Below are 21,564 nucleotides of genomic sequence, written 5' to 3'. Positions count from 1 at the left end.
GGCCTCCGGGTCCCGGTCGGGGGCTCGAAGGCCGACGCTTCCGTACGGTGCTACGTCACTTGGTGACGTACATGTACTTCCACGAGCCGTAGACCGTCGAGTTCACGCCGTCACCGGAGTAGCCGGCGCCCTTGACGTACGCCGACCGGAACCGGAACTTGTAACCCACGGAACTCGACCCCGGCTTCCCGAGGTTGACGACCGACTTGCCGGCCGCGTCCAGCTTGAAGTACTCCGAGCCGGCGCTGCGCCAGGCGCCCTGGTAGTACATCTGGATGTCCAGGCGCTGCTTGCGGCCCGGGTAGGGGTTCATCGTGGTGTTGAAGTACGGCTGCGACGTCTTGTGGACGTAGGAGTACGTCGTCGAGCCGATCTTCCCCGTCTTGTAGTGCCGGGAGATGGACGTGCCGACCTTGGCCCGGCCTCCCGCCCACACGGTCGTGGTCTTCGCCGCGGTCCGCGCGTCACCGTCGTACACGGCGTAGACCGAGGAGTCCCGGTACATGTTCAGGGTGCCGGAGAGCTTGCCCGCGCTGTTCACCGTGCCCGACTTGATCAGGTACTTGCCCTTGCCGTCCCCGGCCCGGTCCGCGTAGATCTTCACGGTGCGGTTCTTGTACGTCTTGCCGAGGACGGCGGTGAAGGCGACGGGCTTCCCGTAGGAGAACACCTTCTTGTTGTTGTTCAGGGTGAGGGTGACCGCGGTCCGTGACACCGCGACGGTGTCGGAGCCGCTCGCCGCGGTGTGCGTGGCGTCGCCCGCGTAGGAGACCTTGTACGTCACGTTCCCGCCGGCCGGCGGGGTGTCGGCGAAGGAGAACGTGCCGCCCGCCTTGGTGACGACGCCGGGCAGCGCCTTGCCCTTGGGGGACTCGACGTCGGTGCGCGTCACCGTCAGAGGGGTCCCGGTGGGGACCGCCACGCTCGCGGTGATCCGGCCGGTGACCGTCAGGGCCTTGGCGCGCGCCGCGCTGGAGGGCGCGCTCACCGTGATCGCCGGGAGCGACTTCGCGGGGTCGCCCAGCACGCGGAGGGAGAACACGCCCTGGCTGTTCTCCGACACGGCGAAGATCCGGCTGCCGTCAGGCGCCCAGGCCAGGGCGCCCGGCACGAGGGTGTCCCCGCCGGAGGAGCTGCCCGTGTTGGGGAACTCGAAGGTCCGGACCGCGTTCGGGTCGCCGTGCGAGAAGACGTGGACGTCCGGCCCGTACCAGGAGAAGGTGCCGCCCGCGACCTCGCCGCCCGGGGCGACGTCCACGGCGTTCGGGTAGTCGGACGACTGGTAGGTCACGACCGGCGAGAGGTCGGCGGTGGAGAACGCCGGGTGCACGTACGGCGCGCCGCTCGCGGTGATGACTTCCTTGCCGTCCGGGGTGATGTCCAGCTCCCGGAGGTTCCCCGCCACCGACTTGCTGACGCGCAGGGTCAGCCCGGAGTCCGACACGTCGTAGATGCCGACGACGTCACTTTCCTTCACGCCGACCGCCAGCACGCCGGGGGCGGCCGGGTCGGAGCCGAACTCCGGGGCGATGGTGCCGTTGTGGGTCTGCGCGCTCTGCTGGGAGAGCTGGACGACGGGTTCGGGGCCCGAGAGGTCCAGCGAGCCGATGCCGCCGGTGTGCTCCTCCTGGTACCCGAACCACAGCTTGCCGCCGGCCTGTGCGAGCGTGCTGACCCCGTCGAGGCCGCCGAGGGCGTAGCTCGCGCTCTGCGCGTACGTCTGTGTGTCGACCGCGATGATCCGGCTGCCGCCGGTGACCGCGGCGTACACCAGGCCCGAGTCGGCCGAGAGTTCCAGGCCGTTCACACCGGACAGGCCGGTGAGCGTGGCGACGACCGTTGCCGCGTAGTCGGTGACGACGATCCTGCCGGCCGTCGGGTCCGATATGTAGACCCGCTGGTGGACGCCGTCCACCAGGACGTCCCCCGCGGACTTCAGGGAGAGGACCTTCGAGGTGTCGGCCGCGGCCGGCCCGGCCGCCCCGACGCTCAGCGCCGCCGAGCTGAAGAGGACCGCGAGCGCCGTCGCGGTGGTGAGCGTGCGTCTGTGCTTCTGCCTTCGCACCATGATCCGTACCCCCCAGGGTGAAGAAATTGTGTGAGCGCCCCCGCTGGGTCGCAGCGTATGCGACGCCTGTGACAGTCGGTCAGCGGGGCAGCCGGGCAGGCCGTCGGGGGGCGGTACACACCACTTCTTCACGCCGGCGGGGGCGGTACGGATCACCCCTTCAGGGCAGCTTTCATCATCTTCTGCGCGATCGGCGCCGCCAGGCCGTTGCCGCTGACCTCGGAGCGGGCCGCCCCGGAGTCCTCGACGACCACCGCGACCGCCACCTGCTTGCCGGTCGAGTCGTCCTTCGCGTACGAGGTGAACCAGGCGTACGGGGTGTTGCTGTTGTCCACGCCGTTCTGCGCGGTTCCCGTCTTGCCGCCGACCTCGGCACCGTCGATCTTCGCGTTGCTGCCGGTCCCCTTCTCCACGACGGTGACCATGGCGCTGCGCAGCTGCTCGGCCGTCGAGGCCTTCACGACCCGCTCGGTGTCGCCGTCCGGGTACTCCTGCAGTGTGGAGCCGTCGGCGTCCGTCACCTTCGCGACCATGTGCGGTGAGGCCAGCTCACCGCCGTTGGAGAGGGCGGCCGAGACCATGGCCATCTGCATCGGGGTCGCGGTCACCTCGAACTGGCCGATGCCGGTCAGTGCGGTCTGGGCCTTGTCCATCCCGGTGGGGTAGACGCTCTGCGACGCCCGCACCGGCACGTCCAGCTTCTCGGTGTCGAAGCCGAAGGCGTCCGCCATGGCCTTCAGCTTGTCCTGGCCGAGGTCGGCCGCCACCTTCGCGAAGACGTTGTTGCAGGAGTACTGGAGGGCGGTGCGCAGCGTGGCGTTCTCGCAGGGCGCCGAGGGGTTCTCGTTCGACAGGACGGTGCTCGTGTTCGGCAGGGTGTACGGATCGGGGCTGTCCGTGGGCTCGTCGACCGAGCCGTACAGGCCGTTCTCCAGCGCCGCGGAGGCCACCACCAGCTTGAACGTCGAACCGGGCGGCAGCGGCTGCCGCAGTGCCCGGTTGACCAGCGGCTTGGTCCCGTCGTCGAGCAGCTTCTGCCAGGCGTCGCCGTCCGTCGTCCCGCTGATGCCGGAGGGATCGTACGAGGGGGAGGAGACCATCCCCAGGATCCGCCCCGTCTCCGGGTCCATGGCGACCGCCGCGCCCCGGTCGTCGCCCAGCGCCTCGTAGGCCGCCTTCTGCACGTCCGGGTCGATGGTCGTCAGCACGTCGCCGGGGGCCGTCTGCCTGCCGGTGATCAGATCGGCGGGGTTCTTGAGCCGGTCGTCGGTGCCGTCGAGGACATCGCTGTAGATGCCTTCCAGCTGGGTGGCGCCGTAGGCCTGCGAGCTGTAGCCGGTGACCGCCGCGTACAGCTCGCCCTGGGTGTAGGTGCGCTTGTAGCGGAGGTCGTCGCCGTCCGTCTCCTTCGAACCGGTGACCGGGGAGCCGGCCACGATGATGTCGCCGAGCGGCTGCGCGTACTGCGCGATCGTGTTCCGCCGGTTGTGTTCGTCGTCTGCGAGCGCCCGTGCCTCGTACGCCTGCACCCAGGTCGCCCGCACCAGCAGGGCGAGGACCATGAGCAGACAGAAGACCGAAGCGCGCCTGATCGTCTTGTTCATCCCGCTGGAGGGACGAACGGGGACACCGGGGGCGTTCCCGTTCGTGTTCCTTCTCACCGGTTTCTCAGGCGCGCCGGGTCCGGGCGCCGGGGAGCGGCCCGCCGGGTGCTCAGAGCCTGCGGGTCGCGAGGGTGAGCCGGTCGCGGGCGTCGAACAGGGCGTCCTTGACCATCTGCTCGTGCGCCGGCGTGAGCCGGGCGACCGGCACCGAGCAGCTGATCGCGTCGCGCGCCGGGGTGCGGTACGGGATCGCGACGCCGAAGCAGCGCAGTCCCAGGGTGTTCTCCTCGCGGTCCACCGCGTAACCCTGCTCGCGGATGAGGTGCAGCTCCTCGATCAGCTTCTCGCGGTCGGTGAGGGTGTGCTCCGTCAGCGCCGGCAACGTCTCGGGCAGCATCTTGCGGACCTGCTCGTCGCTGTGGGTGGCCAGCAGCGCCTTGCCGAGCGAGGTGGAGTGCGCGGGCAGCCGGCGGCCGACGCGGGTGAAGGGGCGCAGGTAGTGCTGGGACTGCCGGGTGGCGAGGTACACCACGTTCGTCCCGTCCAGCCGGGCCAGGTGGATGGTCTCCGTGGTGTCGTCGGAGAGCCGGTCCAGGGTGGGGCGGGCGGCGGCGACGACCTCGTCGCCGTCGATGTACGAGGTGCCGACAAGCAGGGCGCGCACGCCGATCCCGTACCGCGTGCCCGTGGCGTCGGTCTCCACCCAGCCGAGCTCCACCAGCGTGCGCAGCAGCATGTAGAGGCTGGACTTGGGGTATCCGACGGCCTCCTGCACCGCGGCCAGCGAGTGCATGCCGGGGCGCCCCGCGAAGTATTCGAGGAGTTCCACCGTCCGTACCGCGGACTTGACCTGTGCCCCACCGGACTCGCCTACCGACATGCCTGATGCCCCTTCCAGCCTGCTTGTACGACCCTGCGACTTCTTGCCAACACTGAGCGCCCGGAAATAGAGTTCCTGTGTATTCACGTTCAGGAACGCTGTTCAGAATACCGAACAACTTCTCCTGTGTGGCAGTGGACCGGAAGGAAACACGGTGGCAGCAGCACCAGTCTGGAGCGTCGACCCCCGAACGGGGAACCCGCGTGAGCAGGTTGCGGTGGAGGCTACAGCGGAGGAGGTCGACGCCGCGGTCCGGGCGGCGCACGCCGCCCGTGGAGCGCTGGCCGACCGCACCGTGCGCGCCGCGTTCCTCCGCACCGCGGCCGACCTCCTCGCCGAGGCCCAGGAACACGTCATCGAGGCGGCCGACGCGGAGACCGCGCTCGGCCCGGCCCGGCTGACCGGCGAGCTCGCCCGCACGGCCGCCCAGCTGCGGGCCTTTGCGGAGGTCGTCGACGAGGGCGCCTTCCTCGACATCCACATCGACCACGAGGACGGCAGCCGCACCCCGCCCTGGCCGGACCTGCGCCGGTACAAGATCCCGCTCGGGGTCGTCGCCGTCTACGCGGCCAGCAACTTCCCGCTCGCCTTCTCCGTCCCCGGCGGCGACACCGCGAGCGCGCTCGCCGCGGGCTGCCCGGTCGTCGTCAAGGCGCACCCCGACCACCCCGCGACCTCGGAGCTCTGCGCCTCGCTCCTGCGCAGGGCCGCCGCACAGCACGGCCTGCCCGAGGACGTCCTGATCGTGGTCCACGGCTTCGAGGCGGGCGTCGAGCTGGTCAAGCACCCGCTCGTCTCCGCCGCCGGCTTCACCGGCTCGATCCGCGGCGGCCGGGCCCTGTTCGACGCGGCTGCCGCCCGGCCCGCGCCGATCCCCTTCCACGGTGAGCTCGGTTCGCTCAACCCCGTCGTCGTCACCGAGGCGGCCGCCGCCGAGCGCGCCGAGCAGATCGGTGCCGGTCTCGGTGGCTCGATGACCATGGGCGCCGGACAGTTCTGCACCAAGCCCGGCTTCGTGTTCGCCCCGTCCGGCGAGGCGGGCGACCAGCTGCTGAAGTCGCTGACCGGGACGGTGAGCGGAACGGGCTCCGGGGTCATGCTCGACCACCGGATGCGCGACGCCTTCATCCAGGGGGTGGCCGAGCGGGCCGCGCTCCCGGACGTCGAGGCCCCGGTCACCCCGGGCGCCGGCGGCGAGCACACGGTCTCCGCGGGCTTCCTCACCGTGCCGGCGCGGCTGCTGGCCCAGGAGGGACCGCACGACGCGCTCCTGGAGGAGTGCTTCGGCCCGGTCACCGTCGTCGCGCGCTACGACTCCGCGGACGAGATCACCGCTGTGCTCTCCCGGCTGCCGGGGAACCTCACCGCCACCCTCCAGATCGCCACGGAGGAGGCCGACGGCAGCGCCGCGGGACTGCTGGCCGAGCTCACCCCGGTGGCCGGACGCGTCCTGGTCAACGGCTGGCCGACCGGCGTTGCCGTCGCCCCCGCCCAGCACCACGGCGGCCCCTACCCGGCCACCACCTCCACCTCCACCTCGGTCGGCGCCACCGCGATCGAGCGCTGGCTGCGCCCGGTCAGCTACCAGACGACGCCCGAGGCGCTGCTGCCGCCGGAGCTCCGCGAGGACAACCCGCAGAACCTGCCGCGCCGGGTCGACGGGCGCCGCGCATGAGCACCGTCCAGCTCCCCGAGCTGCCCTTCGCCCTGGAGCCGGCCGGCCCCGAGGGCGGATGGGCGTACGAGGAAGGCGTCCTGACCGGATCGGCGGGGGCGAAGCAGGACCGCTTCGTCCCGCCCGGCGGCGACAGCCTGGAGCCCGCCTCCGACGCGCCGCGGCTGCTGGGCCCCGCCCCGGAGGGCGACTTCCAGCTGATCGCCCGGGTGAGCGTCGGCTTCGCCGCCGCCTTCGACGCGGGGGTGCTCTACCTCCACGTGGGGGAGCGGGAGTGGGCGAAGCTCTGCCTGGAGCTCTCCCCGGAACGCCCGACGATCTGCACCGTGGTCACCCGGGGCCACTCCGACGACGTGAACTCCGCCGTCGTGGAGGGGAACAGCAGCTGGCTGCGGCTCAGCCGTATCGGCAGCTCCTTCGCCTTCCACGCCTCGCCGGACGGGGAGCGCTGGACCTTCGTCCGGCTGTTCACCCTCGGCACGGAGGAGGAGCGGGCGGCCGCCCGTATCGGCTTCCTCGCCCAGTCGCCCACCGGTGACGGCTGCACGGTGACGTTCGACCGGATCGCCTTCCGGCCCACCGGCCCGGGCGACCTGCGCGACGGCAGCTGACGACCCGCGCACACCGACGAAGGGCCCGGATCCGAGAGGATTCCGGGCCCTTCGTCCGTGGGGGCCCGGTCTGGCACGCACCGCCAGGTGTTCACCTTTACGTCACCTTGGATCCTCCTGCAATCAACCCGCGTTTCTCACGGCTTCCTCATGCGGCCTTGATTGCGTGTCGGTGCCGGCCCGGTCCGGCACGTAGACGCAAGGAGGCGCATGGTGTCGCGACCCGACATGGCCGCACCCCGTGGGTCCCGGGACGGCGACGCCCCGGCCCCCGAGGGTGACCAGCCGCTGCACGTGGCGAGCAGACTGCACGCGTTCAACCGGTTCGAGCTGAAGTACCTCGTCCCCGTCGAGCAGGCCGTCGAGATCCGGGAGGAGCTCGGCGAGCGGATGGACCGGGACCTGAACAGCCCGGTGGGCGGTTACGGGGTCTGGAGCCTGTACTACGACAGCCCCGAGCTGCGGTTCTACTGGGAGAAGATCGAAGGCCTCAAGTTCCGGCGCAAGCTGCGGATCCGGCACTACGGCGACCTCGACGGTGTCACCGACGGGTCCCCGGTGTGCGTGGAGATCAAGCAGCGGGTGAACCGGGTGACGCAGAAGCGGCGCATCACCCTCCCGTACGCCACCGCCAGAAGGCTGTGCGACGCACGGGAGATGGTGGAGCACTCGCCCAAGGAGAGCCCCTTCATCCAGGAGGTGCTCGACCTCGTCATCCGGCTGAACCTCCGGCCGACGGCGATCACCGGGTACCAGCGCGAGGCCCTGGTCGGCCGCGCGGCCGACACGGGGCTGCGGGTCACCTTCGACCGGCGGGTCCGGGGCCGGGACCGCGACTTCCACTTCGGGACCGCCACTCCGGAGAACCGGTTCACCATCCCGCCGCACATGACGGTGATGGAGATCAAGGTCAACGAGCGCACCCCGCACTGGATCACTGACCTGGCCGCGCGCCGGAACCTGAACCTGGTGCGGGTCAGCAAGTACGTGCAGTCCATCGAAGCGTTCGGCCTGGCACCCAGGTCGGTCTTCCACCTCGACGAGGCGGACTGTCCGCCTCCCACCCCCAACACCCGACTGCCGCTGGGGCAGCCGGCGGCGCCGCACGCGCCGGTGAAAGCAGGAACACAGTGAACTTCGATCTGCAGGAACTCAGCGGGACGTTCAGCGTCGCCGACGTGGTCGCCGCCATGGCGCTGTCGTTCATCCTGAGTACGGTGATCGGTTACACCTACCGGTACACGCACCGCAACGTCTCGTACAGCCAGTCCTACGTCCAGACGCTGGTCATCGTCGGCATGATCGTCGCCCTGATCATGCTGGTGGTCGGCTCGAACCTGGCGCGGGCGTTCTCCCTGGTGGGCGCGTTGTCCGTCGTCCGGTTCAGGAACGCGGTGAAGGAGACGAGGGACGTCGGCTTCATCTTCCTGGCGATGGCCATCGGCATGGCCTGCGGCGCGCGCTTCTACACGCTGGCCGCCGTCGGCGCCGTCGTGATCTGCGTCGTGATCCTCGTGATGTTCAAGTTCAACTGGTTCGCCCTGAATGTCCAGCGCCAGGTCGTCAAGGTCCAGGTCCCCGCGGGCGAGGACTACACGCCCGCCATCCGTGACGTCCTGATCAAGTACACCAGCGAGTTCGAGCTGGTCAGCACGGAGACCATCCGCGGCGGAGCCCTCAACGAGGTGTTCTACACCGTGCGGATGAAGAAGGGCACCGAACCCGGGGACCTCGTCACGGCCCTGCAGGAGCGCACCTCCGGGCAGCGGGTGACGGTGCTGACCGGTTACGACACGACCGACCTGTGATGAGCGGCGGTACGACGCCGGTCCGCCGGCGGCGGCTGAAGGACCGCATCCCGGTGCGGCTGCGGCACCACTGGAAGCCGGCCGGGGCGCTGTGCGTGGGCCTGGCCGTCATGGTGTACGCCTTCGGGGACGCCCGTATCTCGCCGTACGTCACCTCCTCGTCCCGCGTCGAGGCCGACACGATCACCGAGGACGTCCAGGGCGCGGTCGGCCTCTACGACACCACGGTCGAGCACTCGATCCAGCTGCAGTACAAGCAGACCGACTTCGAGAAGATGATCAAGGAGTTCGAGGACGACGGGACCAAGGACTCCATCAAGGCGGACCTCACCATCGACGGGGTCTTCCTCCAGGACGTGGGGATCCGCCTGAAGGGGAACTCCACCCTGATGTCCCTGCGCGGCAACAAGGGCGGTGCCGGTGGCGGCCGGATGCCCGCCGGAGCCGGGCAGGGCGCCCCGCAGCAGCAACAGGGCGGCGGGGGCCAGGACCGCGGCCAGGCCACGAACGGCGGCGGTCCTGGCGCCGGGGCCACCGGCGGGAACGCGGCCGGGGGCACGGGCGCCACCGGCGGGAACACCACCGGCGGTGCCGCGGCGGGCGGTGCCGATGCGGGTGGTGCCGATGCGGGTGCCGGCAGGGGCGGTATGGGTGGCGGGATGACCCAGTACGACCTCTCCGCCGACAAGCCGGAGGAACTTCCCCTGCTCATCGAGATCGACGAGTACGTCGAGGGGCGCGCCTACCAGGGCGAGCGGGAGATCTCGCTGCGCCCGGGAGCCGACGAGCAGGTGCCGCTGAACGAGGCCCTGGCGCTGTCACTGACGGACGAGAGCGGGGAGACGGCCGAGCGGTACGGCTTCACCACGGTGTCCGTCAACAACGGTCCTGAGGTCACCAGGCTCATGGTGGAGAACCCCGACACCGAGTACGCCGAGGCCGTCGACGGCAACGGGGTGCTGTACAAGGCGCGGGCGGGCGGCAGTTTCGCCTACAAGGGTGATGACCCCTCCGACTACGAGACGTCGTTCCGGCAGCTCAACAAGGTCGGGAGCCAGGACCTCGAACCCGTCATGAAGTTCATCAAGTGGGTGGACGAGGCGTCGGACGAGGAGTTCGCCGCGGACCTCGACAAGCACGTCGACGTGGAGTCGTTCGCCAAGTACGTCGCCACGCAGAACCTGCTGATGAACTTCGACGACATGGCGGGGCCCGGTAAGAATTACCTGCTCTGGTACGACCTGGACACCAAGAAGTTCTCCGTCCTCGGATGGGACTACAACCTCACCTTCAGCGGGGACGCCGAGGCGGGGCCCGACGACGAGATGAGCATGGGCGGCGGCCGCCCCGGAGGCGCGGGCGGCGACACGACCGGCCAGGGCGCCGACGGGCAAGGCGCCGGCGGCCAGGGAGCGGGCGGCCAGGAGGGCGGACCGGCGCAGGGCATGCCCGAACTGCCGGAAGGCATGGAGCCGCCCGACGGCATGGAGCTGCCGGAAGGCATGGAGCTGCCGGAAGGCGGCGGTATGCCCGGCGGCGCAGAAGGCGGCGGCGCCGGTGGCGCGGGCGGTTCCATGGGGGGTCACGCCCTCAAGGAGCGATTCCTGGAGCTCGACGCGTTCGACAGCGTCTACAAGAAGGCGTACAGCGAGCTGTACGAGACGTACTTCGGCTCGGGTACGGCGGCCAAGGCGCTGGACAGCATCTCCGACCAGGCCGGGAAGGCCGGTGTCGACGCGGCCGATCTGAAGAAGGCCGTGGCCACACTGCGCACGACCGTCACCTCGCGCACCGAGGCACTGGCGAAGAACAAGGAGGTCACCGGCTGACCGTCGGCGCCCCGGACACGGATTTCCCCCGATCCGGTCCGGGGCGCCGGCACACCCACGTATCCGCCGGTCGCCCCGTGTGGCCCGTACCGTGGACCTCGCCCCCGCGCACCCGGCCCGGCCGGCGCACGAACCGCCCGCAGCACCCGAGGTGAACTCCAGCCGTGATGGCCTCATCAGCCCGGCACACCGTTCTGGTCGTCGAGGACGACCCGAGCATCCGCACCCTGCTCACCTCCGCCCTGCACGCCGCCGGTTACGCCGTCGTGTCGGCGGGGACCGGGCAGGAGGCCCTGTCCGGCACGGAGCGCAGCGGCCCGGACCTGATCGTGCTGGACGTGATGCTCCCCGACACCGACGGCTTTACGGTGACGCGCGAGCTGCGCGCCCGGGGCATCTACACCCCGGTCCTCTTCCTCACCGCCCGCACCGAGGTCGAGGACCGCATCATCGGCCTCAGCTCGGGCGGCGACGACTACGTCACCAAGCCCTTCCACGTCCAGGAGATCCTGCTCCGGATCCGCGCCATCCTCCGCCGCAGCGCCGGAGCCCACGCACCACCCCCGCCCGCCGAACGCCCGCCCCTGCGCTACGCCGACCTCACCCTCGACGAGGAGGCCCACGAGGTGCACCGCGGCGGTCAGCGGGTGCCGCTGTCCCCGACGGAGTTCCGGCTGCTGGCCTGCCTCATGGCACAGCCCGAGAAGGTGCTGGAGAAGCAGCAGATCCTGCAGAAGGTCTGGCACTACGACTTCGCCGGTGACACCCGCATCGTCGACACCTACATCAAGAACCTGCGCCGCAAGATCGACCGCACCGAACCGCTGCTCATCCACACCGTGCGCGGCGTCGGCTACTGTCTGCGCCTGCCACGGGACCCCGCGCGGTGAGAGGCGTCCCGAGGCGCCTGCGCCCCCGCTCCCTGCGCACCCGGCTGGTGCTGATCGCCACGGTCCTCGCCACCGCGGCGGTCCTGGTGAGCCAGGCCACCGGGCTGACCCTCATGCGCTCCTGGCTCATCGGGCAGGTCGACGACCGGCTCACCGACTTCCGTCCGCCCTCGCCCGTCTACCGGGACATCGCCGACGGCACCGTACCCAGCCGTCGGCCGCCCCCGCACGAGACCCTGCCCTCCGACTTCCGCGTCTACTTCTACGACGCCGAGGGCCGTCTGCTGCCCGACTCGCTCGGCAGCGGACGCGGCGAACCCCGCCTGGCCGGGACCATCACCGTCGGCGACCCCGTGGACGGGCGCCCCGCCACGGTGCCCGCCCGGGACGGCGACGGCAGCTGGCGGGTGGTCGCCGACTCCGGGCCCGAGGGCATGCGCGCCGTCGTAGCCCTGCCCCTGGACACCGTGCAGGACGCGACGTCCCGGCTGCTCTGGTTCAGCCTGGCCATCGGTGCGGCCGCCGCGACCGGGGTGATGCTGCTGGGCAGTGCCGCCGTGCGCCTCGGCCTGCGGCCGCTGACCCGTGTCGAGCACACCGCCAGGAGCATCACCAGCGGCGAACTCGAACAGAACGTCAGCGACACCAGCCCCGACACCGAGGTCGGCCGTCTCGGCATCGCCTTCAACACCATGCTCGACCAGCTCCGCGCGGCCCTGCATCGCAAGGACAGGACCGAGCGCCGGCTGCGCCGCTTCATGGCGGACGCCGGACACGAACTGCGCACCCCGCTGACCTCCCTCCAGGGCTTCGCCGAACTCCTGCTGGACGACCCGGACATGTCCCCGGCCCGCCGGCGTGAGGCCCATGAGCTCATCGCGCAGAACGCCGACCGGATGAGCCGCCTGGTCGACAGCCTCTTCCTGCTGGCCAAGCTCGGCGACGCCCCCACCACCGAGCACGGGCCCGTCGACCTGCTCTCGCTGGCCGCCGACGGCATCGCCGCCTCGGCCGTACGCCACCCGGCGCGGCGCGTCACCCTCGCGCCCCTGGGGGCCGGGGACGGCGGCGGCCCTGGAGAGCTCGATGTGGTGGAGGGCTCCGGGGACCCGCATCAGCTCGCCCAGGTGCTGGCCAACCTCCTGGACAACGCCTGCACCCACACCCCGCCCGGCACCCGGCTCCAGGTGCGCGTCGGGAGCCTGCGCGCCGGCCCCCGTACCGGAGGCGCCGACCGCCCCGGCCGTACGAGCACCAACCCGCCCCTGCCCTCCGGCGCCCCGGCCCACGCCATCGAGGTCGTCGACGACGGCCCCGGACTGACGCCCGAGGAAGCACGGCAGGTCTTCGACCGCTTCTACCGGGCGCCGTCGGCCTCCGGCGCCCCCCGGGACAGCGGCTCCGGCCTCGGCCTCGCCATCGCCTCGACGATCGCCGAGGCCCATGGCGGCCGGCTGGAGGTCGACACCGGCCCCGGCGAAGGATGCACCTTCCGGCTGCTGCTCCCGGCCGGGCACCCCTGAGCGGTCACATACCGAAGCGCTGCCCCACATACGTGAATTTCTTTTCCCGGCCCGGCAACCTTGCGTTCCCCGGGGGCGACCCATGAGTGCACCCCGCACTCCGTCGTACCGAGAAAGGGATCCCCCCATGCGCACCCATCTCCGCAGCCGTCGCAGCCGTATCGCGGCGCTGGCCGCCGTCGCGGCCGTCGCATCCCTCACCGTCGCCGCGCTCCCCAACGCCGCGGGCGCCGCCGAGTCGAGCCCCATCGGCTTCGGCGCGGGCACCACCGGCGGCGGCAACGCCTCCGCCGTGACCGTCAGCAGCCTCGACGCGTTCAAGTCGGCCGTGGCGGGCGACACCGCCAAGACCGTCAAGGTGAGCGGACTGATCTCGCTCAGCGGTCAGGTCGACGTCGGCTCCAACACCACCGTGCTCGGCGTCGGTTCCTCCTCCGGCTTCACCGGCGGTGGTTTGCGGCTCAAGAGCGAGACGAACATCGTCATCCGCAACCTCAACATCAGCAAGCCGCTCGCCCCCTCCGACGGCATCACCGTGCAGGGCTCCACCAAGGTCTGGATCGACCACAACTCCTTCTCCGCGGACCGCGACCACGACAAGGACTACTACGACGGCCTGCTGGACATCACGCACGCCTCGGACAACGTCACGGTCTCCTGGAACACCTTCAAGAACCACTACAAGGGGAGCCTGGTCGGGCACAGCGACAGCAACGAGAGCGAGGACTCCGGGCACCTGAAGGTGACGTACCACCACAACCACTTCCAGAACGTCTTCTCGCGCATCCCCAGCCTCCGCTTCGGCACCGGGCACGTCTACAACAACCTCATCGAGGGCGCGGACACCGGTGCGCACTCCCGGATGGGGGCGCAGATGCTGGTCGAGAACAACGTCTTCCGTGACACCAAGGTCGCCGTCACGACCAACCGCAGCAGCGACGAGGACGGCTACGCCGTGCAGCGGGGCAACGACCTGGGCGGCGCGGCCGTCGAGATCTCGCAGGGCGGCTCTTTCACCACCCCGCCCTACAGCTACACCGCCGAACCGGCGTCCGCCGTCTCCGCCTCGGTGACCGCGGGAGCGGGCGCCGGCAAGATCTAGTACGGGAAGGGCACCGAGGCCGCCGTGGTCCGCAGTGCGTCGAGCAGCCCGCGCAGCGCGGGCTGCTCGGCCGGGGACGACTCCCGCACCGCCGCGTGGATCGACCTCACCGGCTCCGGGCCGCGGACCCTGCGGACGGCCAGGCCGGGGTGGGGGCCGCCGATCCCCAGCTCCGGGATCAGGGTGATGCCGAGCCCCGCGGCCACGAACGCCCGCGCCGTGGCGTGGTCCTCGCTCTCCACCACGAACCCCGGGCTGAACCCGGCGGAGGCGCAGGCGTCGAGGACGGGATCCAGACAGGGGCCCGGCCGGTCGCTCCTGATCCACGGCTCATCGGCGAGGGCGCTCAGCTCGATGTCGTCCTGCGCGGCGAGCCGGTGGCCATCCGGCAGTACGGCGAGGAACCGGTCGTCGAGCAGCGGCACGAAGCGGATGCCGTCTACGGGCGGCCGGTCGTGCGGCCGGACCACGAGGGCCAGATCGGCACGGCCGTCCCTCACCTCCGGCAGCGGGTCCTCGGGGTCGCTCAGCTTCAGCTCGGTCTGCACGCCCGGGTGTTCCCGGCGGAGCCGTGCCAGCGCCGGGGCGACCAGCGCGGCACCCGCGCTCGCGAAGTAGCGGACGGCGACCCGCCCCGTCCGTCCGGCCCTCAGGTCGGCCAGCGCGGTCTCCGCCTCGGCGACATGGTCGCCGATGAGGGTCGCGTACTCGTTGAGCAGCAGCCCCGCGTCCGTCGGCCGTACGCCCCGCCCGGACCGCTCCAGGAGCGTGATCCCGGCCTCCTTCTCCAGCGCCGCCATCTGCTGGCTGACCGCGGACGGCGTGTACCCGAGATTGCGTGCCGCCGCGGTGACCGACCCACTGGTGACCACCGCGCGCAGCAGCTGCATCCTTCGCACATCAAGCATGTAGTACAGCTTAACGCTCCATGCAAACTTTTTCGCTTGTCTTACGTGAGCAACCCGGGCAGTGTTCAAAGCCGGACATCTGTCAGGAGGCGAACTGTGCTCAGCGGTCAGCGAGGAACTCTCATGCGCATGGCTCTTCTCGCCCTGTTGTGGGGCTCGAGCTTCCTCTGGATCAAGATCGCCCTGAACGGCGGTCTCTCCCCCCTGCACATCACGGTCATCCGGTGCGCGCTCGGCGCGGCCGTCCTGCTGGTGCTCGCCCGCTCGGCCCGCCAGCGCCTTCCGCGCTCCCGCCGCACCTGGGCCCACCTCGTCGTGGCCGCCTTCTTCTGCAACGTCCTGCCGTTCTTCCTCTTCAGCGTCGGCGAGCAGACCGTCGACTCCGGGGTGGCGGGCGTCCTCAACGCCACAACTCCCCTCTGGTCCATGGGGATCGGCCTCGCCCTCGGCAGTGAGCGCGGCCGGCACCCCCTGCGCCTGACCGGCCTCCTCCTCGGCTTCGCCGGTGTGCTGCTCGTCTTCGCCCCCTGGCAGGAGAGCGGCCTGACCAGCTGGGGCGCGCTGCTCCTCCTCGCCGCGGCCGTGAGCTACGCCGTGGCCTTCGCCTACATGGCCCGCCATCTCCTCGGCCGGGACGGCGCCCCCCTCGCCCTGTCCGCGTCCCAGCTGATGGCCGCGACCGGCCTGACCACACTCGCCCTTCCCGCAGGCCCCGGCGTGGGGAGCCCCACCCTCGGCGCGCTGCTCGCCGTCGTCGCCCTGGGCATCTTCGGCACGGGTCTCACGTTCCACCTCAACTCGCGGCTCATCGCGGACGAGGGCCCCACGGCTGCGGCCACCGTCGGGTATCTGCTGCCGGTCGTCTCGGTGGCCCTGGGCGCCCTGGTCCTCGGCGAGGAGCTGAGCGCCCGCGTCGTCATGGGCATGGCCGTCGTACTCATCGGCGTAGGCCTGACCCGCACCCGCCGGCCCGGAACCCCTGCCGACGAAGCCCCCCGTGCCGCGGTGCAGGCAGGGCCGATCTCCTCTCAGACGTCGGCGGCGTACCGCACGAACAGTGCCCAGCGGGCGGGGGAGACGGTCGGGTACCTTTCGATCAGGATCAAGGACTCACGTGGCGAGAGCGCCTGAGCCCGGACGCATCCGTATCGCGCGGCCAGAATGCGGACTTCCGCCAAGTCGGTGATCAACCGGCTGATGTTCTGCCGGTCGGCTCGTCAGCAGCGTCTGCCTGGCCAGTCTGGCTGCCACCCGATGCTCGATCGTCTCGTCGTCGAGCAACGGCTTGCGCATGGCGTAGAGGGCGCGCGCATGTGCCTCCGTCTGGAACAGGCCGGGGACGGTGTGGTTGCTGTAGGAGCAGAGCTCCACCGCATCCGCCTCCAGTCGCGCGTAGTCCTGGAACCATGCTTCACCCGGGGTGTGGGCCGAGAACGTCCCGGGAGGGTGACCCCGGTGCTGGACCAGGAGCTATGCCGGAATCGGCCTCAGGCATCCGCTCCGGCCGCCATGAAGTCCCGGTTCACGTGGATCAGTTGATCGAGCGCGTCTCTGGCGGTGGTCAAGCTGTCGATCGCGGAGGAAAGGCGTGTCCGCTCCTGATTCATCGCGGTCATGGCGGTCCGTGCGGTATCCGGACTGGGCTCGGTCATGCAGGGAACCATCCGGGCGATGGCCCTGCTGGACATCCCGGCGGCCAGGAACACCTGGACCAGGGCCACCCGCTGGACGTGGCCCTCGTCGTAGTACCGCTGGCCGCTGGGGGACCTTGCGCTGACCAGCAAGCCCTGCTGCTCGTAATAGCGCAGCGACCGACGGCTTGCTCCTGTCCTGGCGGACAGTTCGCCGATCCGCATCTGAACCCCTCTCGTCCGCATCAGGTCACAGCGACTTGCCCTTGACATCGATGTGAGCGTTTAGGTTACCCGCACGGCCGCCGACCTGCCGTCGGACGTCCGGCCGTCGGCGTCGCGTATGCGTCGAGTACGAGAGAGGGAATCCCGTGATCAAGCTCGCCTTCATGATCAACCGTACGGACGGAATGAGCTCCGAGGAATTCGTCGAGCACCACCGGAACCGTCATGTCCCGTTGTTCACCTCCATTCCGGAGGCGCGGCAGTACGTGAAGAAGTACACCGTCTCCCACCCGGTGCCCGCCGACGGGTATCCCGGCCCCGCCTACGACGGCCTCACCGAAATCTGGTTCGAAAGCTGGGGGGATCACGACGCATTCTTCGCGTCCAGCAATTACAAGGAGTTGGTGAATCCGGACGAGAGCAGGTTCATCGACATGGATTCGGTGGCGGTCATGGTCACCGAGGAGATGGTGGTGGTCTGACTCTCCGGGGCGCGCGTCTCGGGCCGGGCCGGACGGGCCCGCCCTTGTCACCGGGAATCAGCCGGCCCGTCCGCGCGTTGAACGGGCGGCGGAGGGTCCCTCCGCAACCGGTCACAGCAGAGGTGGAGAACAGAAGAGTCATGCGCGTCGAGATATGGAGCGACATCGCCTGCCCGTGGTGCTACGTCGGGAAGGCCCGCTTCGAGAAGGGGCTGGCCGGCTTCGCCCACCGTGACGAGGTCGAGGTGGTCCACCGTTCCTTCGAGCTCGACCCGGGACGGGCCAAGGGCGACACCGAGCTGGTGATCGACATGCTGGCCCAGAAGTACGGGCGCAGCCCCGAGGAGGCCCGGGCCATGGAGGGCAACGTCGCTGCGAACGCGCAGGCCGAGGGGCTCGGCTACCGCACGGAGGGCCGTGACCACGGCAACACCTTCGACATCCACCGGCTGCTCCACCTCGCCAAGGCCCGCGGGCGCCAGGACGAGCTGCTGACCCTGGTCTACCGGGCCAATTTCGCGGAGGAGCGCTCGGTCTTCGACGCCACCGTGCTGGCCGACCTGGCCGTCGAGGCGGGGCTCGACGCCGACGAGGCGCGTGCGGTGCTGGCCGACCCCGAGGCGTACGCCGACGACGTACGGGCGGATGAGCGCGAGGCGGCCGAGCTGGGCGCCAACGCCGTGCCGTTCTTCGTGCTCGACCGGCGCTACGGCATCTCCGGCGGGCAGCCCGCCGAGGTCTTCGCCCAGGCGCTGGAGCAGGCCTGGAAGGACCGCGAGGTCCCCGGCCTCACTCAGGTCGGCGGGGACGCCGCGGCCTGCGACGCGGACGGGGCCTGCGAAGTGCCCCAGGGTGGCCCGTCCGACCAGCGCGTATAAGGATTTCTTTGCCGTGCCGCTCAAATTTACGTCGTTGACGTGGGGTTGAGCGGCCGTCAGGCTGTCCCGCATGGAGACTTCTGCGATCGACCGGGCCAGGGCCACCGAATTCGCATCCGAGACGACCTATCTCAACACCTCCACCTGCGGGCTGCTGCCCCGTCGCGCCGTCGAAGCCGTCAGGACGCTGGCCGCCGACAGCGCGGTGGGAGTCCGGGGCGGTGTGGGCAGCTTCGAGGCGGTGGACGCCGCGCGCGCCGGCTTCGCGCGGATCGCCGGAGTCGCGCCCTCCAGGGTGGCCGTGGGCGGTTCCGTCGCCGCCCATGTCGGGCTCGTCGCCGCCTCCCTCCCCCCGGGCGCCGAAGTCGTCGCGCCGACGGGGGAGTTCAGCTCCGTCGTCAGCCCCTTCGCCGTACGCGGTGATCTGAAGCTGCGCTTCGTCCCGCTGGACGGTCTGGCCGACGCCGTGCGCCCCGGCACCGCGCTCGTCGCCTTCTCGGCCGTCCAGTCCTCCGACGGCCGGGTCGCCGACCTGGGCGCGGTCCGGGCGGCGGCGGCCGCGCACGGGGCGCGCACGATGCTCGACGCCAGCCAGTCGGCCGGATGGCTGCCGCTGGACGCCGGAGCGTACGACTACACCGTCACCGGCGGGTACAAGTTCCTGATGTGTCCCCGGGGCTCGTCGTTCCTGACCGTGACCGAAGAGGCCCAGGAGACCCTGCCGTCCCTCTACGCGAGCTGGGTCGCCGCCGAGGACCGCTGGAACAGCACCTACGGGCCGGTGGAGAAGCTCGCCGTCGACGCCCGGCGCTTCGACGAACCGGTCGCGTTCCTGGCCTACCACGGGGCCGAGCAGTCCCTGGACGTGCTGAACGGGGTCGGGGTGGACGCCGTGCACACCCACGCCACCGGGCTCGCCGCCCGCTTCCGGGAGGGGCTGGCCTCGATCGGGCAGGACCCGGTGCCCGGCACCTCCGCGATCGTCGCCGTACCCGGTCTGGGCGGCCGGGAGCCCGACCTGGCGGCCGCCGGAGTGATGGTCTCGGCCCGGGCGGGGAACCTGCGGGCGGCCTTCCACCTCTACAACACCGACGCCGACGTGGACCGCGCCCTGGAGGTGCTGGCCGGCTGAGCTACTGCGCGGGGCACTCCCCGGTCTCCTGGCAGAGGTTCTCCTCCACCTTGGCGAGCAGCCGGACCAGCTCCGCGCGCTCGGCCGGGTCCAGCCCTGCCAGGGTGTGCTCCTCCAGGCCCGACCAGGCGCCGCGCACCTCGGCGTGCAGGGCGCAGCTCTCCTCCGTCGCCTCGACCAGGACGGCCCGACGGTCGTCCGGGTCGGGGCGGCGGAGCACGTGCCCGGCCTGTTCGAGGCGCTGGAGCATCTTGGTGACGGTGGACGGGTCGAGGTCCACGGCCTTGATCAGCTCGGCCTGCCGGACCGCCCCGGTGTCCCACAGGTGCATCATCAGGAACTCCTGCCCCGGGTAGAGCCCGAGCCCCTTGAGGAGCCGGCCCGCCGTGATCCGGTGCAGCCTGGCCACCCGGGAGACGGCATGGCTGACCGGGCCGTCGAGGGCCGCGCTGGGCAGCCCGCCGGGGCAGGCGGGTTCGGCGGAGGTGGCGCTGTCGGCCTTCATCGGGACTCCTCGGTGCGGTGCCGCGTCCCGGTCCGGTACCGGGGTTCATGACGTCCTCATGAACTTTAGCTTGGTCGGCCAATTAATAGGTTACAGTGACCGGGCACTCATTACTTGGCCGACCATGTAAATGCCTCGGAGGCTTTCATGACCACCGTGTTCGATCCCGTCGATCTCTCCGGTACGCAGCTCTCCAACCGCATCGCCCTCGCGCCGATGACCCGCAGCCGGGCAGGCGAAGGGGGCACGGCCACCGGCCTCACCGTCGACTACTACACCCAGCGCGCCTCGGCCGGACTCCTCATCACCGAGGGCATCCAGCCCTCCGTGGTGGGCCAGGGATACCCCTCCACCCCCGGCCTGCACAGCGCCGAGCAGGTCGCCTCCTGGCGCGAGGTCACCGACTCCGTCCACGCGGCGGGCGGCCGGATCTTCGCCCAGATCATGCACGCGGGCCGCATCGGTCACCCCGTCCTGCTGCCGGACGGACTGGTCCCGGTGGCGCCCTCGCCGGTCACGGCGCCCGGCCAGGTCTACACCCACGTGGGGCCGAAGGACTTCGTGGAGCCGCACGAGCTCACCGACGAGGAGATCCGCGCGACCATCGGCGACTTCGTCACGGCCTCCCGCAACGCGATCGACGCCGGCTTCGACGGCGTCGAGCTGCACGGCGCCAACGGCTACCTGATCCAGCAGTTCCTGGCCCCCAACACCAACCTGCGCACCGACGCGTGGGGCGGCTCCGACGCGGCCCGCATACGCTTCGCCGTCGAGGTGGCCAAGGCGGTCGTCGCCGAGATCGGTGCCGACCGGACCGCGATCCGCATCTCGCCCGGCAACCCCTACAACGGCATCGAGGAGCCCGAGCCGGACGCGGTCTACACCGCGCTCGTCGCGGAGCTGGAGCCGCTGGGCCTGGCCTACCTGCACGTGCTGGAGCAGGCCGACGGCCGTGAGTTGACGCTCGCGCTGCGCAAGCAGTTCACCGGGACCCTCGTCATCAACGTGTTCTCCGAAGGGCCGACCGGCCCCGAGCACCACACGGTCATCGACGACGGGATCGCCGACATCATCTCCTACGGCGCCCTGTTCCTCGCCAACCCGGACCTGCCGGCCCGGCTGAAGGCCGGCGGGCCCTTCAACACCCCGGACCCGAAGACCTTCTTCGGCGGCGGCGCCGAGGGCTACACCGACTACCCGGCCCTGGACGCCGTCTGACACGGACCGCGGAGCCGGACGCCTGAATCCGTGCGGGCCCCCGTGGCAGACTTCCGGCGTGAGCCACGACACGAAGAACGGCATACGGATCAGGCCGGGCAGCCCGGCCGACGCACCGGCCATCCTGGACATGCTCGACTCCGCGGTGGTCTGGATGAACGCCCGCGGCAACACCGAACAGTGGGGGACCCGCCCGTATTCGCAGACCAACGGCGGTTCGGACCGGGTCGAGCAGTACACCACGGTGAACTCGCCGTACGTCGCGGAACTGGACGGCGTGCCCGCCGGGGCGCTGGTGCTCGACTCCGGCCCCAACCCGAAGATGCCGATCGCGGCCGCCGGGGAACCGGAGCGGTACGTGCGTCTGCTGGTCTCCGACCGACGGCACGCGGGACTGGGCATCGGGTCGGCCCTGCTGGCCCACGCCGTGGAGGAGACCCGGCGGGCCGGGGTCGACCTGCTGCGGGTCGACTGCTGGGCCGGCGGCGGAGGCGAGCTCGTCGCGTACTACGAGCGCAACGGTTTCGTCCCCACGGACAGCTTCCTGTCCGGGACCTGGCCGGGGCAGGTGCTGGCCCGGCGGGTCGGCTGAGGC

Annotated in this window: 20 protein-coding genes and 1 pseudogene; 14 read left to right on the top strand and 7 right to left on the bottom strand. The window is 70.9% G+C overall.

Annotated elements, in window-relative coordinates:
• Nucleotides 1–55: 55 nt before the first annotated feature.
• The 3 genes from ACIRD8_RS31430 to ACIRD8_RS31420 form a co-directional block, all read right to left on the bottom strand.
• A complete protein-coding gene (locus ACIRD8_RS31430; RefSeq protein WP_403999050.1) occupies nt 56–2,068 on the bottom strand; it encodes a YncE family protein in 2,013 nt (670 codons plus the stop codon).
• Between the two features lie 152 nt (nt 2,069–2,220).
• Entirely contained in the window at nt 2,221–3,672 is a 1,452-nt protein-coding gene (locus ACIRD8_RS31425; RefSeq protein WP_403999047.1) for a peptidoglycan D,D-transpeptidase FtsI family protein, read from the bottom strand.
• Between the two features lie 109 nt (nt 3,673–3,781).
• The gene (locus ACIRD8_RS31420) at nt 3,782–4,552 is read right to left on the bottom strand and encodes an IclR family transcriptional regulator (protein ID WP_033305764.1); all 771 of its coding nucleotides are present in this window, start codon (nt 4,550–4,552) and stop codon (nt 3,782–3,784) included.
• A 154-nt stretch (nt 4,553–4,706) separates the two neighbouring features.
• Here ACIRD8_RS31420 and ACIRD8_RS31415 point away from each other — a divergent pair, with 154 nt between their 5' ends.
• From ACIRD8_RS31415 to ACIRD8_RS31380, 8 genes are all read left to right on the top strand, one after another.
• Nucleotides 4,707–6,227, top strand: coding sequence for an aldehyde dehydrogenase (NADP(+)) (locus tag ACIRD8_RS31415; RefSeq protein ID WP_403999044.1), 1,521 nt, complete (start codon nt 4,707–4,709; stop codon nt 6,225–6,227).
• The gene (locus tag ACIRD8_RS31410) at nt 6,224–6,838 is read left to right on the top strand and encodes a DUF1349 domain-containing protein (RefSeq protein ID WP_403999041.1); all 615 of its coding nucleotides are present in this window, start codon (nt 6,224–6,226) and stop codon (nt 6,836–6,838) included. The genes ACIRD8_RS31415 and ACIRD8_RS31410 overlap by 4 nt, the downstream gene beginning before the upstream one ends.
• 228 nt (nt 6,839–7,066) lie before the next feature.
• On the top strand, nt 7,067–7,972 hold the full coding sequence (locus ACIRD8_RS31405; RefSeq protein ID WP_403999144.1) for a polyphosphate polymerase domain-containing protein: 906 nt from the start codon (nt 7,067–7,069) through the stop codon (nt 7,970–7,972).
• A complete protein-coding gene (locus ACIRD8_RS31400; RefSeq protein ID WP_099176060.1) occupies nt 7,969–8,646 on the top strand; it encodes a DUF4956 domain-containing protein in 678 nt (225 codons plus the stop codon). The genes ACIRD8_RS31405 and ACIRD8_RS31400 overlap by 4 nt, the downstream gene beginning before the upstream one ends.
• Nucleotides 8,646–10,475: a CotH kinase family protein gene (locus ACIRD8_RS31395; protein WP_403999038.1), complete on the top strand. Its 1,830-nt coding sequence runs from the start codon at nt 8,646–8,648 to the stop codon at nt 10,473–10,475. Before ACIRD8_RS31400 ends, ACIRD8_RS31395 begins: the two co-directional genes overlap by 1 nt.
• A gap of 167 nt (nt 10,476–10,642) precedes the next feature.
• Nucleotides 10,643–11,365 (top strand): response regulator transcription factor, encoded by a 723-nt coding sequence (locus ACIRD8_RS31390; protein WP_403999035.1) that lies wholly within the window; start codon nt 10,643–10,645, stop codon nt 11,363–11,365.
• On the top strand, nt 11,362–12,888 hold the full coding sequence (locus tag ACIRD8_RS31385; RefSeq protein WP_403999032.1) for a sensor histidine kinase: 1,527 nt from the start codon (nt 11,362–11,364) through the stop codon (nt 12,886–12,888). Before ACIRD8_RS31390 ends, ACIRD8_RS31385 begins: the two co-directional genes overlap by 4 nt.
• 127 nt (nt 12,889–13,015) lie before the next feature.
• Nucleotides 13,016–13,990 carry a polysaccharide lyase family 1 protein gene (locus ACIRD8_RS31380; protein ID WP_403999029.1) on the top strand — a complete coding sequence of 325 codons (975 nt, stop codon included), beginning with the start codon at nt 13,016–13,018 and terminating at the stop codon, nt 13,988–13,990.
• Here the strand turns inward: ACIRD8_RS31380 and ACIRD8_RS31375 are convergent.
• Nucleotides 13,987–14,898: a LysR family transcriptional regulator gene (locus tag ACIRD8_RS31375; RefSeq protein ID WP_403999026.1), complete on the bottom strand. Its 912-nt coding sequence runs from the start codon at nt 14,896–14,898 to the stop codon at nt 13,987–13,989. The two genes, ACIRD8_RS31380 and ACIRD8_RS31375, sit on opposite strands and share 4 nt — an antisense overlap.
• Before the next feature lie 123 nt (nt 14,899–15,021).
• Here ACIRD8_RS31375 and ACIRD8_RS31370 point away from each other — a divergent pair, with 123 nt between their 5' ends.
• The gene (locus ACIRD8_RS31370) at nt 15,022–16,029 is read left to right on the top strand and encodes a DMT family transporter (protein WP_403999023.1); all 1,008 of its coding nucleotides are present in this window, start codon (nt 15,022–15,024) and stop codon (nt 16,027–16,029) included.
• Here ACIRD8_RS31370 and ACIRD8_RS31365 read toward each other — a convergent pair.
• Together ACIRD8_RS31365 and ACIRD8_RS31360 are read right to left on the bottom strand one after the other, a co-directional pair.
• Nucleotides 15,927–16,305: pseudogene (locus ACIRD8_RS31365) on the bottom strand (Scr1 family TA system antitoxin-like transcriptional regulator); the annotation flags it as partial. The gene ACIRD8_RS31370 and the pseudogene ACIRD8_RS31365 overlap by 103 nt on opposite strands.
• 80 nt (nt 16,306–16,385) lie before the next feature.
• Nucleotides 16,386–16,754 (bottom strand): MerR family transcriptional regulator, encoded by a 369-nt coding sequence (locus ACIRD8_RS31360; RefSeq protein WP_403999020.1) that lies wholly within the window; start codon nt 16,752–16,754, stop codon nt 16,386–16,388.
• A 146-nt stretch (nt 16,755–16,900) separates the two neighbouring features.
• On the opposite strand from ACIRD8_RS31360, the gene ACIRD8_RS31355 reads away from it, so the two are divergent.
• From ACIRD8_RS31355 to ACIRD8_RS31345, 3 genes are all read left to right on the top strand, one after another.
• Nucleotides 16,901–17,236 carry an EthD domain-containing protein gene (locus ACIRD8_RS31355; protein WP_403999017.1) on the top strand — a complete coding sequence of 112 codons (336 nt, stop codon included), beginning with the start codon at nt 16,901–16,903 and terminating at the stop codon, nt 17,234–17,236.
• 140 nt (nt 17,237–17,376) lie between these two features.
• Entirely contained in the window at nt 17,377–18,114 is a 738-nt protein-coding gene (locus ACIRD8_RS31350) for a DsbA family oxidoreductase (RefSeq protein ID WP_403999015.1), read from the top strand.
• Nucleotides 18,115–18,184: 70 nt separating this feature from the next.
• Nucleotides 18,185–19,246: an aminotransferase class V-fold PLP-dependent enzyme gene (locus ACIRD8_RS31345; RefSeq protein ID WP_403999012.1), complete on the top strand. Its 1,062-nt coding sequence runs from the start codon at nt 18,185–18,187 to the stop codon at nt 19,244–19,246.
• Between the two features lies 1 nt (nt 19,247).
• Here ACIRD8_RS31345 and ACIRD8_RS31340 read toward each other — a convergent pair whose 3' ends face one another.
• Nucleotides 19,248–19,751: a MarR family winged helix-turn-helix transcriptional regulator gene (locus tag ACIRD8_RS31340; protein ID WP_403999009.1), complete on the bottom strand. Its 504-nt coding sequence runs from the start codon at nt 19,749–19,751 to the stop codon at nt 19,248–19,250.
• Between the two features lie 147 nt (nt 19,752–19,898).
• On the opposite strand from ACIRD8_RS31340, the gene ACIRD8_RS31335 reads away from it, so the two are divergent.
• Together ACIRD8_RS31335 and ACIRD8_RS31330 are read left to right on the top strand one after the other, a co-directional pair.
• The gene (locus ACIRD8_RS31335) at nt 19,899–20,969 is read left to right on the top strand and encodes an alkene reductase (RefSeq protein ID WP_403999006.1); all 1,071 of its coding nucleotides are present in this window, start codon (nt 19,899–19,901) and stop codon (nt 20,967–20,969) included.
• A gap of 130 nt (nt 20,970–21,099) precedes the next feature.
• Nucleotides 21,100–21,561 (top strand): GNAT family N-acetyltransferase, encoded by a 462-nt coding sequence (locus tag ACIRD8_RS31330; RefSeq protein WP_403999141.1) that lies wholly within the window; start codon nt 21,100–21,102, stop codon nt 21,559–21,561.
• Nucleotides 21,562–21,564: the final 3 nt, after the last annotated feature.

This window comes from Streptomyces sp. NPDC102451, assembly GCF_044765485.1.
Classification (GTDB): domain Bacteria; phylum Actinomycetota; class Actinomycetes; order Streptomycetales; family Streptomycetaceae; genus Streptomyces.
This window is presented reverse-complemented; position numbering and strand designations above follow the sequence as displayed.